The organism is Pseudobutyrivibrio sp. UC1225 (assembly GCF_900115215.1).
Taxonomy (GTDB): domain Bacteria; phylum Bacillota; class Clostridia; order Lachnospirales; family Lachnospiraceae; genus Pseudobutyrivibrio.
This window is the reverse complement of sequence record NZ_FOVQ01000001.1, coordinates 522279-538749: the sequence shown is the minus strand read 5'-3', so window position 1 is coordinate 538749 and position 16471 is coordinate 522279. Positions and strand designations below refer to the sequence as shown.

7 protein-coding genes are annotated in these 16471 nt (G+C 41.7%); all 7 read left to right on the top strand.

Going from position 1 to position 16471, the window contains the following annotated elements; all coding sequences use genetic code 11:
• Positions 1-121 precede the first annotated feature (121 nt).
• The 7 genes from BMZ41_RS02535 (at position 122) to BMZ41_RS02505 (ending at position 16338) form a co-directional block, all read left to right on the top strand.
• Complete coding sequence (locus BMZ41_RS02535; RefSeq protein ID WP_090526728.1) at positions 122-2563, top strand: glycoside hydrolase family 9 protein; 2442 nt, start codon at positions 122-124, stop codon at positions 2561-2563.
• A 10-nt stretch (positions 2564-2573) separates the two neighbouring features.
• A complete protein-coding gene (locus BMZ41_RS02530; RefSeq protein ID WP_090526726.1) occupies positions 2574-4403 on the top strand; it encodes a cellulase family glycosylhydrolase in 1830 nt (609 codons plus the stop codon).
• A 144-nt stretch (positions 4404-4547) separates the two neighbouring features.
• Positions 4548-9080: a glutamate synthase large subunit gene (gene gltB / locus BMZ41_RS02525; protein WP_090526724.1), complete on the top strand. Its 4533-nt coding sequence runs from the start codon at positions 4548-4550 to the stop codon at positions 9078-9080.
• Positions 9081-9090: 10 nt separating this feature from the next.
• Positions 9091-10587, top strand: coding sequence for a glutamate synthase subunit beta (locus BMZ41_RS02520; RefSeq protein WP_090165852.1), 1497 nt, complete (start codon positions 9091-9093; stop codon positions 10585-10587).
• Positions 10588-10818: 231 nt separating this feature from the next.
• Positions 10819-12405 carry an asparagine synthase B gene (gene asnB / locus BMZ41_RS02515; RefSeq protein ID WP_090165854.1) on the top strand — a complete coding sequence of 529 codons (1587 nt, stop codon included), beginning with the start codon at positions 10819-10821 and terminating at the stop codon, positions 12403-12405.
• A 16-nt stretch (positions 12406-12421) separates the two neighbouring features.
• Positions 12422-14515 carry a glutamine synthetase III family protein gene (locus BMZ41_RS02510; protein ID WP_090165856.1) on the top strand — a complete coding sequence of 698 codons (2094 nt, stop codon included), beginning with the start codon at positions 12422-12424 and terminating at the stop codon, positions 14513-14515.
• 77 nt (positions 14516-14592) lie between these two features.
• Positions 14593-16338, top strand: a complete 1746-nt coding sequence (locus BMZ41_RS02505) for an ammonium transporter (RefSeq protein ID WP_090526722.1) — start codon at positions 14593-14595, stop codon at positions 16336-16338.
• Positions 16339-16471: the final 133 nt, after the last annotated feature.

The window sequence follows — 16471 nt, the reverse complement described above, 5'->3', positions numbered from 1 at the left end:
TTTTTAGAGTAAATTTTACTCGCATTCCTTTTAATCAGAAACTCAAACGTTTAAGTAAACTATGATATCAAGCGCGCGGATATCATAATATAAAAACAATTTTTAAGGAGGAATATGTTATATGCACAAAAACACAAAATCTTTTTGCAAAAAGGTTCTGATGTGCTCTCTGTCTGCATCCATGGTGATTGGAGGCTTTAGCCTTCCAACACTTAAGGCTGATGCTGCAAATTACAATTATGGTGATGCTCTTGCAAAGTCATTATTGTTCTATCAGCTTCAGGAATCTGGAAAGCTTTCAGAGGAAACATTATCAAGAACAAACTGGAGAGCAGATTCTGCACTTAAGGATGGCTCAGACAACGGACTTGATCTTACTGGTGGATGGTATGATGCTGGTGATAATGTTAAGTTTAATTTACCAATGGCATATTCATCTATGGTTCTTGGTTGGTCATACTTAAATAATCCAAAGGCATACAAGGAGTCTGGACAGGAAAAGTGGATGCTTCACGATATTAAGTGGGCAAATGATTACTTTGTAAAATGTAATCCAGATTCAAACACATATTATTATCAAGTAGGCGATGGTGGAAAGGATCACGGATTCTGGGGAGCGCCAGAGCTTGTAGAGGCAAAGATGGACAGACCTTCTTTCAAGGTTGATGGAACATCTGCAGGCGGTGGCTCATGTGTAACTGGTGAGGCAGCTGCTTCACTTGCTGTAGCTTCTCTTGTATTAAAGGATTCTGATCCTGCAAGATCTGCAACATATTTAGCACATGCAAAGACACTTTATAAGATGGCAGAAAGCGCAAAGAGCGATGCTGGTTATACAGCAGCAAGCGGATTCTATACATCATACAGCGGATTTTATGATGAGTTATCATTAGCAGGCTGCTGGTTATACAAGGCAACGGGAGATAAGACATATCTTACAAAGGCAGAGAAGTATGCTGAAAACTTTGGTTCAGAATTCCAGGGTGGCGATGAAATTGCATATTCATGGACAATGTCTTGGGATGATACACATATGGGGGCATGTTTACTTCTTGCAGAGTTAACAGGTAAGGATAAGTATTACACACCAATTGAGAATAGTATTGATTGCTGGAATGGCAAGCTTGAAGGTTCTAATTCAGTAAGAATTACTCCTGGTGGACTTTCATTCTTAAGTGAGTGGGGCTCAGTTCGTTATGCTTGCAACCAGGCATTCATTGATACAATTTATCTTGGTCTTGATAAAGCAGATAAAGCTCATAAGGATGGAGCAAATGCTTATATCGAAAGAACAATCAATTACACACTGGGAAGCAATGGTCAGAACTTCATGGTTGGCTACAATGCACAGTCTCCTAAGAATCCTCATCACAGAGCAGCTCATGGTTGCTGGTCAAACAACCTCAACGCAGCTCCTGAGAATTCAAGACATACACTTGTAGGTGCTATCGTTGGTGGACCTGGTTCTGCAGACGATTCATACAAGGATGTTCGTAGTGATTATCAGGCAAACGAGGTTGCTTGTGATTACAATGCAGGCTTCACAGGCGCTTGTGCATATCTCTATGAAAAGAACGGATTTGGTGCCGTTACAACACCAACAGCTATCGAAAAGACAGATGGTGAAGAGTTTGTTCTTAAGGCTGGCATCAATGCTCAGGATAAGAACAACAAGATTAACTTTGTTGAGCTTAAGACTGTTATCGAGAATCATACAGCTTGGCCAGCAAGAGTTACAGACAACTTAAAGCTTCGTATGTACTTCGACCTTAGCGATGTTATCGCACAGGGAAACAGTGCATCAGATATGAAGGTTTCTACAACTTACATGCAGCATCCTGTAAAGATTTCTAGCTTTAAGAAGTCTGGCAACTCAGGTCTTTACTATATCGACCTTGATCTTGCAGGCGCTGAAATCTATCCAGGTGGACAGAGTGAGTGCAAGTGCGAGCTTCAGGTTAGAATTACAGCACCTGGAAAGTGGGATTATTCTACAAGCCCATGTGTAGCAGGACTTGGCGGAACAAGCAATTCTCAGATGTCTGCACCTAAGGGAATGCAGTTGTTCGAAGGTTCTACTTTAGTGCTCGGTGAGAAGACAGTTGATGTTGTTGATGAGCCAACACCAACACCAGTAGTAACACCAACACCAACACCAAAGCCAACACCAACACCTACGCCAAAGCCAACACCAACACCAACACCAAAGCCAACACCAACACCTACACCAAAGCCAACACCAAAGCCAACACCAGTGCCAACTGAGACACCTTCAGGAAGCTTGAATGCTGATTATTCAATTAACAACTGGGGTTCAGGCTATCAGGTATTAATAAATGTTAAGAATGACTCTAAGACCACAACTAACACATGGACAGTTAAGGTAAATAAGAGCGACATTCAGATTGATTCTAGCTGGTGTGTAAACATTGACGAGACAGGTGATTACTATGTAATCACTCCTATGTCATGGAACTCAGTTCTTGAGCCAGGTGCATCTACATCATTTGGTGTTCAGGGATCAGGTCACGTAAACTCAACAGTTGGAATTACTGTAGAGTAGGAGGTGCTAAGTGCAGAAAAAATCAATTTGCAAGAAGACATTGTCTGCTTCTTTAGCAGCTTTATTACTTGTATCAGGATGCAATCTTGCACCTCTTAGTGTTAGAGCAGCAGAGAAGGAATTAACAACAGCCTATACAATTAATAACTGGGGCTCAGGCTATCAGGTATTAATTAAGGTAAAGAATGATACAACAACCAGAGCTGATTCTTGGGCTCTTAAGGTTAACAAGAATGATGTTGGAATTGATTCAAGCTGGAATGTTAAGGTAAAAGAGTCTGGTGACTATTATGAAATCACTCCAATGGAGTGGAATTCAGTAATTGAGCCAGGTAGCACAGTGGAATTCGGTGTACAGGGTTCTACTCATGTTGGTTCTACAGTTGAGATTATTGCAAATGGGGATGGACAGGCTGATACACCAAAGCCAACACCAACTCCAGTTGTAACACCAACACCTACACCTACAGCAAAGCCTACACCAACTCCAACACCAGTTGTGACACCAACACCTACTGTTAAGCCAACACCAACACCAACGCCAACTCCAACTCCTACAACAGTAGTAGAGGATCCTTCAGTTCAGGGAGATGATTGGCTTCACACAGATGGCCATAAAATCCTTGATAAGCAGGGACGTGAAGTATTCTTAACTGGTGCAAACTGGTTTGGCTTCAACTGCTCAGAGAAGGTATTCCATGGTTTATGGAGTGCTAATATGAAGGATGTAGTTGAGGGCATGGCTGATCACGGTATCAACCTTGTACGTGTGCCAATTTCTACAGAGCTTCTCCTTGACTGGAAGGCTGGTAAGAAAGTAAAGGTTAACGTAAATACGTATGCTAATCCAGAGCTTAAAAGAGCTGATGGAAGCGATATGGATTCAAGAGAAATCTTTGATACCTTCGTAGATCTTTGCCGAGTAAATGGTATCAAGATTATGATGGATTGCCATAGCGCTGATGCCAACAACTCAGGTCACAATTATAATGTTTGGTATGGACCTAAGGGCTTCACCACACAGGATTGGATTGATGGTTGGACATGGTTTGTAAAAGAGTATAAGAATGATGATACAATCATCGCTTGCGACCTTAAGAATGAGCCTCACGGCAAGTATTCTACAGGTGAAGAGCCTGCTGCTAAGTGGGATGATTCAAAGGATGAATGCAACTGGCAGTACGCAGCAAGCCGTTGTGGAAAGGCTATTCTCGATGTAAACCCTAACCTTCTTATTATGGTAGAAGGTATCGAGGAGACACCAAGACCTGGTTATGATTACAATTCAGGATTACAGGATCCAAATGCTTCAGAAGAGCAACTGAAGTATTACGGCGGATGGTGGGGTGGAAACCTCAGAAACGCTGGCAAATATCCAGTAGACCTTGGAAAGTATCAGAATCAGTTAGTATACTCTCCACATGATTACGGTCCACTTGTTTACGAGCAGACATGGTTCAAGAAGGATTTCAGCGAAAAGACTCTTCTTGAGGATGTTTGGTATGACAGCTGGTTCTATATCCAGGATAAGGATATCGCACCTCTCCTTATTGGTGAGTGGGGTGGATTCATGGATGGTGGTTCAAATGAGAAGTATCTGAACATCATGTCAGACTTCATCGCTAAGAATCACATCAACCATACCTTCTGGTGCATCAATCCTAACTCTGGTGACACAGGCGGCCTTCTTGAAGGCGACTGGGTAACATGGGATTCAGCTAAGTACAACATGATGAAGCAGACACTTTGGTCTGATTCAAAGACTGGTAAGTTTGTAGGTCTTGATCACAAGGTGCCTCTTGGCTCTAACGGTGAGACAGTGACAACTTATTACAAGTAATTTAACACTTTAATGTAAAAAAGTACTTGCATTTATATAGAAATAATTGTATATTAGTGCAAGACAAAGGCGTCTAAACAACACCCGAAGTGGGTTCGTTTAGGCGTCTTTTTTGTTATGTAAAATGTGGAAGGAGTAGCAGACATGGATAATGACAATCAGCAGATGGGATTATACAATCCTGCCTTTGAACATGATAATTGCGGAATCGGTGCTGTAGTTTCAATCAAAGGAATCAAGACTCATCAGACTGTATCAGATGCTTTAAAGATTGTAGAAAATCTTGAGCATAGAGCAGGTAAGGATGCAGCTGGAGAAACAGGTGACGGCGTAGGTATTTTACTTCAGATTTCTCACAAGTTTTTCAAGAAAGCTTGTAAGACTTCAGGCATTGCCATTGGTGATGAGAGAGAATACGGAGTTGGTATGTTTTTCTTCCCTCAGGATGAGCTAAAGAGAAAACAGGCCATGAAGATGTTCGAAATCATTGCTGAGAAGGAAGGCTTGGAATTTTTAGGTTGGAGAGAGGTTCCAACAAAAGCAGAAATTCTTGGTAAGCTTGCAGTAGAGTGTATGCCTCATATTATGCAGGGCTTCATTAAAAAGCCTGCAGACTGTAAGAAGGGACTTGATTTTGACAGAAAGCTATACGTGACACGTCGTGTTTTTGAGCAGACAGCTGAGGATACCTATGTAGCTTCTCTTTCTAGCAGAACTATCGTATATAAAGGAATGTTCTTAGTAGATCAGCTTAGACTTTTCTTCGAGGATCTTCAGGATCCTGATTATGAGTCAGCTATCGCTACAGTTCACTCAAGATTTTCAACAAATACAAATCCATCTTGGGAGCGTGCTCATCCAAACCGTTTTATTGTACATAATGGTGAGATTAACACTATTAAGGGTAATGCAGATAAGATGCTTTCCCGCGAGGAGACAATGGTTTCTCAGGTTCTCGAATCTGAAATGACAAAGATTACCCCAGTATGTAATCAGGCAGGTTCAGATTCAGCCATGCTTGATAATGCATTGGAGTTCCTTGTAATGAACGGTATGCCACTTCCACTTGCTGTTATGATTACAATTCCAGAGCCATGGGTAAAGAACAAGGCAATGGAGCAGGCTCGTCGCGATTTCTATCAGTATTATTCCACAATGATGGAGCCATGGGATGGTCCAGCATCAATCCTTTTCTCAGATGGAGATATTATGGGTGCCGTTCTTGATAGAAATGGACTTCGCCCATCAAGATACTATATTACAAACGACGATTACCTTATTCTTTCTTCAGAGGTTGGTGTTCTTCCAATCGAAGAGAGCAGAATTAAGGCAAAGGATAGATTAAAGCCAGGCAAGATGCTTCTTGTTGATACTGTAGAGGGCAGACTTATTGCAGATGACGAGCTTAAGGCTACATTTGCGGCACGTCAGCCATACGGTCAGTGGCTTGATGCTAATCTTGCCCACCTTGCAGACATTAAGATTCCTAATGAATCTGTGCCAGTATATTCTCAGGCTGAGAGAGATAAGCTTCAGAAGGCCTTTGGATATTCCTATGAAGAGATTAAGGATTCAATCCTTCCAATGGCATTAAATGGTGGTGAAAACACCGGTGCAATGGGTATTGATGTACCACTTGCAGTTTTATCAAAGCATCATCAGCCATTATTTAATTACTTCAAGCAGCTTTTTGCACAGGTTACAAATCCACCAATCGATTCTATTCGTGAGGAGATTGTTACAGCTACAACAATTTATCTTGGAACAGCGGGAAACGTCCTTGAGGAAAAGGAAGAAAACTGCAACATGCTCCAGATTAACAACCCAATCCTTACAACTACTGACTTGATGAAGATTAAGTCTATGAAGGTACCAGGACTTAAGGCAGAAACAGTGCCAATTATTTACTATAAGAATACTTCTTTGGAGAAGGCTATCGAGCATCTCTTCGTAGAGGTAGACAGAGTAAACAGAGAGGGTGCAAATATCATCATCCTTTCAGATAGAGGTGTGGATGAAAACCATGTGGCAATTCCATCACTTCTTGCAGTTGCAGCTGTTCAGAGACATTTGGTTCAGACAAAGAAGCGTACAAGCCTTTCAGTAATTTTGGAATCAGGTGAGCCAAGAGAGGTTCATCATTTCGCAACACTTTTAGGCTATGGTGCTTCTGCTATCAACCCATATCTTGCACAGGAGACTATTGCTGAGCTTATCCAAAAAGGTCAGCTTCAGAAGGATGTTCACGCAGCTATTGATGCATATAACGAGGCTGTTATTTCAGGCATTATCAAGATCGCATCAAAGATGGGTATTTCTACAGTTCAGTCATATCAGGGTGCTAAGATTTTTGAGGCTATAGGTATTAGCTCTGATGTAATTGATAAGTACTTTACAGGAACCATCAGCCGAATTGGTGGAATCACTTTAAAGGATATTCAGGATCAGGTGGACATGCAACATTCACAGGCCTTTGATCCCCTAGATTTAGATGTAGATGAGACTCTTGATTCAAGAGGTCAGCATAAGATGCGTTCAGGTGCAGAGGAGCATCTTTATAATCCAGCTACAATTCATCTTCTTCAGCTTTCTACAAGAACAGGAGATTACAATACCTTCAAGGAGTACACTGCTCTTGTAAATGAAGAGGATAATATCAGAAACCTTCGTGGTTTAATAGATTTTAATTACCCTAAGAAGGGTATCAGTATCGATGAGGTAGAATCAGTAGATTCTATCGTTAAGAGATTTAAAACTGGTGCAATGAGTTATGGTTCTATCTCAAAGGAAGCTCATGAGACTATGGCAATTGCCATGAATATGCTTCACGGAAAGTCAAATTCTGGCGAAGGTGGAGAGGAAGATGAGCGTTACGAGATTGGACCAGATGGTCTTAACCGTTGCTCTGCAATTAAGCAGGTAGCATCAGGTCGCTTTGGTGTAACAAGCAAGTACCTTGTTAGTGCCAAGGAAATCCAGATTAAGATGGCACAGGGTGCTAAACCAGGTGAAGGTGGACATCTTCCAGGAAAGAAGGTTTACCCTTGGATTGCAAAGACTCGTCTTTCTACTCCAGGTGTTGCTCTTATTTCGCCACCACCTCATCACGATATCTATTCAATCGAGGATTTGGCAGAGCTTATTTATGATTTGAAAAATGCAAATAAGGATGCTCGTATTTCTGTAAAGCTTGTATCAGAGGCAGGCGTTGGTACAATTGCTTCTGGTGTAGCAAAGGCAGGAGCTCAGGTAATTCTTATTTCAGGTTACGACGGTGGTACTGGTGCAGCTCCAAAGTCATCTATCCACAATGCAGGTCTTCCATGGGAGCTTGGTCTTGCTGAGGCTCATCAGACTCTTATGATGAATGGCCTTAGAAACAAGGTCGTAATCGAGACAGATGGAAAGCTTATGAGCGGTCGTGATGTAGCTATCGCATGTGCACTTGGTGCAGAGGAGTTCGGTTTTGCTACAGCTCCACTTGTAACTATGGGCTGCGTAATGATGCGTGTATGTAACCTTGACACCTGCCCAGTTGGTGTGGCCACACAGAATCCAGAGCTTAGAAAACGCTTCGCAGGAAAGCCAGAATATGTTGTAAACTTCATGCGCTTTATTGCTCAGGAGCTTCGTGAATACATGGCAGAGCTCGGCTGCAAGACTGTAGATGAACTTTGTGGACGTACAGATTTACTTAAGGTTAAGGACAATTGCAAGAACGGTTCCTATGGTAAGGTGGATATGTCTGCAGTTCTTAATAATCCATTCGAGGGTGAGAAGATTTCTTACGAGAATAAGAATGTATATAACTTTGAGCTTGAAAAGACAGTTGATGAGAAGATTCTTCTTAAGAAGCTTGGCAGCGCAATTAAGTCAGGAAAGGGTGGAGAGCTTTCTGTAGATATTTCCAATACAGATCGAAGCCTTGGAACACTTCTTGGTGCTGAGCTTACTCGTCACTTTGGTGAGAGTCTTGAAGAAGATACTTACAAGGTTAACTGCCACGGTGCAGGAGGTCAGTCCTTCGGTGCATTTATTCCAAAGGGACTTACACTTGAGCTTGAAGGAGATTCCAACGATTACTTCGGTAAGGGACTTTCTGGCGGAAAGCTTGTAGTATATCCATCAAAGGAAGCTACCTACAAGCAGGATGAAAATATCATCATTGGTAACGTAGCGCTTTACGGTGCCACAAGTGGTAAGGCCTTTATCAATGGTGTTGCCGGAGAGCGTTTTGCAGTTCGTAATTCCGGAGCGACAGCAGTTGTAGAGGGCTGTGGAGACCATGGTTGTGAATACATGACAGGTGGTCGTGTAGTAGTCCTTGGTACAACAGGAAAGAACTTTGCTGCAGGTATGTCAGGCGGTATTGCATACGTGCTTGATGAGGATGCAACACTTTATAAGAGGCTGAATAAATCTATGGTAAGCCTTGAGACTGTAACAGATAAATATGACGTTTTAGAGCTTAAGGAAATCATCAAGGAGCATGTTAAGGCAACAGGCTCTGCGAAGGGTAAGGAAGTATACGAAAACTTTAGCGAGTACCTTCCTAAGTTCAAGAGAATTGTGCCATTCGATTACAAGAAGATGATGCAGACAATCGTCCAGATGGAGGAGAAGGGCTTATCTTCAGAACAGGCTCAGATTGAAGCGTTTAATTTACTGTGCAGATAGGAGGATTATCATGGGAAAGCCAACAGGATTTTTAGAATATGAGCGCAAAGAGGCTTCTGCAGTTAGTCCTCTTCAGCGTATTAAGAATTTTAACGAATTTCATACACCACTTTCAAAGGAGGAGCAGCAGAAGCAGGCAGCCCGTTGTATGGAGTGTGGTGTTCCATTCTGCCAGGCAGGTATGACAATTAAGGGGATGACTTCAGGCTGTCCTCTTAACAACCTGATTCCTGAGTGGAATGATTTAGTATATCAGGGAAACTATGAGATGGCATACAGACGTCTTCATAAGACCAGCAATTTCCCAGAGTTTACCTGCAGGGTATGTCCAGCTCTTTGTGAGAAGGCATGTACCTGTGGTTTAAATGGAGATGCTGTCTCTACAAAGGAAAATGAGATGGCTATCATCGAATACGCCTATGCGAATGGCCTTGCAGATGCAAAGCCACCAAAGGTTCGCACTGGTAAAAAGGTTGCAGTAATTGGTTCAGGTCCTTCAGGACTTGCAGTGGCAGATCAGCTTAACAGACGTGGTCACAGCGTCACTGTTTATGAGCGTAATGACAAGGTTGGTGGATTACTTCGCTATGGTATCCCTAACATGAAGCTTGAGAAGCAGATTATCGACCGCAAGGTAAAGGTAATGGAGCAGGAGGGCATCAGCTTTATCGTAAATGCGAATGTTGGTGAGAATGTTAAGGCAAATGATTTAGTGTCAAAGTATGATGCGGTTATTCTTTGCTGTGGTTCTTCTAATCCTCGTGATATTGCCGCAACAGGTCGTAAAGAGGCCAAAGGAATATATTTTGCTGTAGATTTTCTCACTTCAACTACAAAGTGTCTCTGGGCAAACAATATGCAGCTTGTAGATGGAGAATATATTTCTGCCAAGGGCAAGGATGTAATCATCATTGGTGGTGGCGATACAGGTAATGACTGTGTAGGTACAGCAATTCGTCACGGCTGCAAGTCTGTAACACAGCTTGAGATGATGCCAAAGGCTCCAGATGTTCGTGCTGAGTCTAATCCATGGCCACAGTGGCCACTTGTGTGCAAGACAGATTATGGTCAGCAGGAGGCTATTGCTAAGTTTGGACATGATCCACGTGTCTACACAACAACTGTAAAGGAATTTAAGACTGACAAGAATGGTAACCTTAAGTCTGTAGTTTTAGTTTCTTTAGAGTCACAGGTGGATAAGAAGACAGGACGAAAGATGATGGTGCCAGTAGATGGTACAGAAAAAGAGGTTCCATGTCAGCTTTGTCTTATCGCAGCAGGTTTCCTTGGTTCACAGGATTATGTTACAAAGGCATTTAAGGTGGAAGTGGATGGACGCACTAACGTTGCATCCGTAAATGCGAATTCATTTGCCACAAATGTGAAGAAAGTATTCACCGCTGGAGACATGCACACAGGCCAGTCTCTCGTAGTAAAAGCAATTCGTCAGGGACGCGATTGTGCCCGTGAAGTAGATGAATATTTAATGGGTTATTCAAATTTATAAAAAAAGTTGTTGACAACGAATTAACAAAGTTTTATTATTCAAATCAATAAAAAACAATGGAACGACAAAGGCGTCGTAAACGTAGAGATGAGCTACGTTTACGGCGCTTTTTTGTTTCTAAAAAACTGGTAGGTAACAAGCTCTTAGGTTTCTGAATGAAGCATGTTAGCTGAATGAAGAAACACTAAGGCTTGTTACCGTAACCAGGAAATCTGGGAAGGAAAAAGAAGTATGTGTTCAATTATGGCTTTAAGCAAATGCCACGTTGAAATGAAAGATTTCGAAGCGGCATTCTCTAAAACAGTGTCTAGAGGACCAGATATGCAAAAGGTGATACGCATAAACGATTCGGTCCTGGGATTCCAAAGATTATCAATCATGGGCCTTACAGAAGCAGGAATGCAGCCCTTCGAACTGGATGGTAATTATGTAATCTGCAACGGTGAGCTATACGGGTTCAAGCCAGTAAGAGAAGAGTTAAAAGCAGACGGTTACAAATTCTTAAGCGACAGTGATTGCGAAATCATCTTACCGATGTATCGCAAATACGGTACAGCAATGTTTGAAAAGCTGGATGCAGAATTTGCAATGGTTATCTACGATAAAGCTGAAGACGATTTGGTAGCAGCAAGAGATCCAATCGGAATCAGACCTTTGTTCTACGGATATGACAAAGCAGGTTCGATAATGTTTGCTTCTGAGGCAAAGAACTTAATAGGTCTTACAGAAGAGGTTAAACCATTTCCACCTGGACATTATTACAAAGCTGGAAAGTTTGTATGCTACAGAGATTTGGCAAAGCGCAAGCCTTACAGTAAGGATGGTGTTGAACAGGCTTCAGCAAAGATTAAAGAGCTTCTGGTGGCAGGAATTGAAAAGAGACTTGATGCAGATGCACCAGTTGGTTTCCTTCTTTCCGGAGGACTTGATTCATCACTTGTTTGTGCAGTAGCACAAAAGATGATGGATAAACCAATCAAAACCTTTGCAATTGGAATGAATGAAGATGCAATCGATTTAAAGTATGCAAAAGAGGTTGCTGATTACATCGGATCAGAGCATCACGAGATAATCATCAATAAGGATATTGTTCTTGAATCTCTTGAAGAAGTTGTTGCAGCTCTTGGAACTTACGACATTACAACAATAAGAGCCAGCATGGGAATGTATCTTATTTGTAAAGGAATCAAAAAAGAGTTCCCAGAGGTTCGAGTACTTCTTACCGGTGAGATTTCAGACGAGATTTTCGGATATAAATATACAGACTTTGCTCCTAATGCTGAAGAGTTTCAGCTTGAAGCAGAGAAGAGACTGAGAGAGCTTTATATGTACGATGTGCTTAGAGCTGACAGATGTATCTCAGTTCACTCAATGGAAGCAAGAGTTCCATTTGGAGATTTAGCCTTTGTGGATTATGTGATGAGCATTAATCCTGAAATAAAGATGAATAAGTACAACAAAGGAAAATATTTATTAAGGCATGCCTTCGAGGGAGACGATTACCTGCCTTACGACATTCTCTTTAGAGAGAAAGCGGCATTTTCCGATGCAGTTGGACATTCAATGGTTTATTACTTAAAGGAGTATGCAAACAGTATTTATTCAGATAAAGACCTCGAGAATGCAAAACGTAAATACGAATACAGAGCACCATTCACAAAGGAATCTCTCCTTTATAGAGATTTATTTGAAAAGTACTATCCAGGTCAGGCAGAAATGATTGTAGACTTCTGGATGCCAAATAAAAATTGGGAAGGATGCAACGTAAACGATCCATCCGCCCGAGTATTATCAAATTATGGAGCTAGTGGAATTTAAAAGGAGGAATAATGATATGAGCAAGGTAACAGAGATTTTTGGAAGTAAAGTTTTCAATGATGAGACCATGAAAGAGCGTCTCCCTAAGGATGCTTACAAAGCCCTTAGAAATACTGTAGAGGAGGGACGTCCACTTGATAGAGAGCTTGCAAATGTAATTGCGCATGCTATGAAGGAATGGGCTATTGAGCTTGGTGCTACACACTTCACACATTGGTTCCAGCCAATGACAGGTGTAACAGCTGAGAAGCATGATTCATTTATTCAGCCAGAGGAAGGTGGAAAGGTTATTATGACTTTCTCAGGCAAGGAGCTTATTAAAGGCGAGCCTGATGCGTCTTCATTCCCATCAGGTGGACTTAGAGCTACATTTGAGGCTAGAGGATATACAGCATGGGATCCTACAAGCTATGTATTCATCAAGGATGATACACTTTGTATCCCTACAGCATTTTGCTCATACTCAGGTGAGGCGCTTGATAAGAAGACTCCACTTCTTCGCTCTATGGAGGCACTTGATAAGTCAGCAGTTAGAATACTTAAGCTTTTCGGACACGACGAAGTAAAGAGAGTAATTACAACAGTTGGTCCGGAGCAGGAATATTTCCTTATTGATTCTGAGATGTATAACAAGCGTCCAGATTTAATATACACAGGCCGTACACTTTTCGGAGCAAAGCCTCCAAAGGGACAGGAGCTTGAGGATCACTATTTTGGAACAATCAAGCCTAGAGTATCGGCTTTCATGAAAGAGTTAGACGAGGAGTTGTGGAAGCTGGGAGTTCTCGCAAAGACAAAGCATAACGAGGTTGCTCCAGCACAGCACGAACTTGCACCAGTTTTCTCAACCACTAATATAGCAACTGATCATAACCAGCTCACCATGGAGATGATGAAGGTAGTGGCAGGTAGACATGGCATGACTTGCCTGCTCCATGAGAAGCCATTCGCTGGTGTAAATGGTTCTGGTAAACACAACAACTGGTCTATTTCAACAGATACCGGAGTGAACCTGTTAGAACCAGGTGCTACTCCTTCCCAAAATGCCCAGTTCTTATTATTCCTCACAGCCGTGATCAAAGCTGTTGATGAGTATCAGGAGTTACTCCGTGTATCTGTTGCTTCTGCTGGAAATGATCACAGACTTGGTGCAAACGAGGCACCACCAGCAATCATCTCAATGTTCATCGGTGATGAGCTTGAGGCAATTGTAGAATCTATTATAGATGGCAAGGATTATGCAGATATCAAGAAGAAAAAGATGTCAATCGGTGCTGCAGTAATCCCAAGCATTTCACAGGATACAACAGACAGAAACAGAACTTCTCCATTTGCCTTTACAGGTAATAAGTTTGAGTTTAGATCACTTGGTTCATCAGCATCTATTTCTGGACCAAATGTAATCTTAAATACAATCGTTGCAGAGGAGCTTGATAAATTCGCAGCAGAGCTTGAGAAGGCTAAGGACTTCGATAAGGCGCTTGATAAGCTTATCAAGAGAGAGCTTACAGCTCATAAGAGAATCATCTTCAATGGAAATGGTTACTCAGAGGAATGGGTAAAGGAAGCTGAAAAGAGAGGTCTTAAGAACCTTAAATCTACAGTAGATGCCCTTCCAGCTTTTGTAGACAAGAAGTCAATTGATGTATTTACAAAGCATGGAGTATTTACAGAGCAGGAAATCTTAAGCCGTTACGATATTCAGCTTGAGAACTACTATAAGGTAATCGACATCGAGGCTCTTACCTTTGACTCAATGGTTAAGAAAGACATTATGGCTGCAGCTTCAGATTATCAGTACACACTTGCAGAGACACTTAATTCTAAGCTTGCTACAGGCCTTGACCTGGACTTTACAGTTGATAAGAAGCATCTTGAGAAGGCATCAAAGCTTTCAGCAGCTATGGACAAGAAGCTTGAGAAGCTGGAGAAGGATATCGAGAAAGGAAAGAAGCTTACTGATACATATGAGCTTGCTAAGTACCATCACGATGTAATCTTTGCTGATATGAATGATTTGAGAGAGGTTGTTGATGAGCTTGAGACAGTAGTACCAAGCGATATCTGGCCATATCCAACATATGGAGAAATCTTATATTCGGTTAAATAATTAGGGTGCAATGGGGCACAGTTTGGAGATACCAGACTGTGCCCTATTTTAAATATATGATTTAGGAGGAAAGTATTATGGAAGAGTATACTAGCATTTTATTTGGTGTGTGGTTCCTGATAGGCGCCGCATTGGTTTTCTGGATGCAGGCAGGTTTTGCGATGGTAGAGGCAGGCTTCACCAGAGCTAAGAACACAGGTAACATTATTATGAAGAACCTTATGGACTTCTGTATTGGTACTGTAATGTTTATTTTCTTAGGTTTTGGTCTTATGTTTGGAGAGGATACACTCTTTGGCCTTGTAGGAAAACCAACTCTTGGAATTTTTACTGATTATGCAAGCTTTGACTGGAGCAATTTTGTATTTAACCTTGTGTTCTGTGCTACAACAGCAACAATTGTTTCAGGCGCTATGGCTGAGCGTACAAAGTTTGTTAGCTATTGTGTTTATTCAGGTGTTATTTCACTTGTAATTTACCCAATCGAAGCACATTGGATTTGGGGCGGCGGCTGGTTATCACAGCTTGGCTTCCATGACTTTGCTGGTTCTGCAGCAATCCACATGGTTGGTGGTATCTGTGCACTTATCGGAGCAAAGATTCTTGGACCTCGTATTGGTAAGTTCTCAAGAGACAGCAAGGGACGTATTACAAAGGTAAATGCTTTCCCGGGACATAATATTGCACTTGGCGCACTTGGCGTATTTATTCTTTGGCTTGGATGGTATGGATTTAACGGTGCTGCAGCTACATCCCTTGAGCAGTTAGCATCAATCTTTGTTACAACAACAATTGCTCCTGCAGTTGCAACAGTAACAACAATGGTATTTACATGGCTTAAGTTTGGCAAGCCAGATGTTTCAATGTCACTTAACGCTTCACTTGCAGGTCTTGTAGCTATCACAGCTCCTTGCGATGTTACAGATGCATTTGGTGCTATGGTAATTGGTATTGTTTCAGGTTTCCTTGTAGTATTTGGTGTATGGCTTCTCGATTATAAGCTTCGTGTTGATGATCCAGTAGGAGCAGTAGCCGTTCATATGATGAATGGTATTTGGGGTACAATTGCAGTTGGTCTTTTTGCAACAACTTCAGCTCCAGCAAGTGAGCTCACAGGTCTTTTCTATGGGGGCGGTTTCAAATTACTTGGTATACAGTTACTTGGTGTTCTTACAGTAGGCGCATGGGCAGCAGTAACAATTACAATTACATTCTCAGTAATTAAAGCAGTTATTGGTCTTCGTGCTTCAGCAGAAGAGGAGATTGTTGGTCTTGATAGAACAGAGCATGGTCTTCCAAGTGCATATTCAGGCTTTAACATGCTTGATGATGACTTTGATTCTGATGAATATGATGAGGAGACAGCAAGTCTTATTACAGAGACACTTGAGGCAGCAGGTCTTGCATCTCCTGAGGAGGCTATTGAGGTTGAGTACGCACCTTCACAGATTACAGCAGCAGGTCGCCCACGTATGACAAAGGTAGAAATCCTTTGCAAGGAGCGTAACCTTGAGAAGCTTAAGAATGCACTTCTTAAACTTGGTATTACTGGTATGACTGTTTCTCACGTAATGGGTTGTGGTGTTCAGAAGGGTGCTCCTGAGTACTACAGAGGTGTTGCTTTAGAGCCATCACTTCTTCCTAAGATTCGTGTAGACGTAGTAGTTTGCAAGGTACCTGTTAAGGATGTTATTGAGACTGCTAAGAAGGTTCTTTACACTGGTCATATAGGTGATGGAAAAATCTTCGTTTATGACGTAGAGCAGGTTGTTAAGATTCGTACTGGTGAAGAGGATTTTGCAGCTTTACAGGATGTAGAATAAATTTAAATTTAGAATAATAAAATGCTTTACAAAAGGATACGCCTGTTGTAATCTAGATGAGTACAAAGGCGTATTTTTTGAGCAATAGAAGGCTTAAAAAGTGCGCCATTTTTTATATCAAATTTAGGAGGGA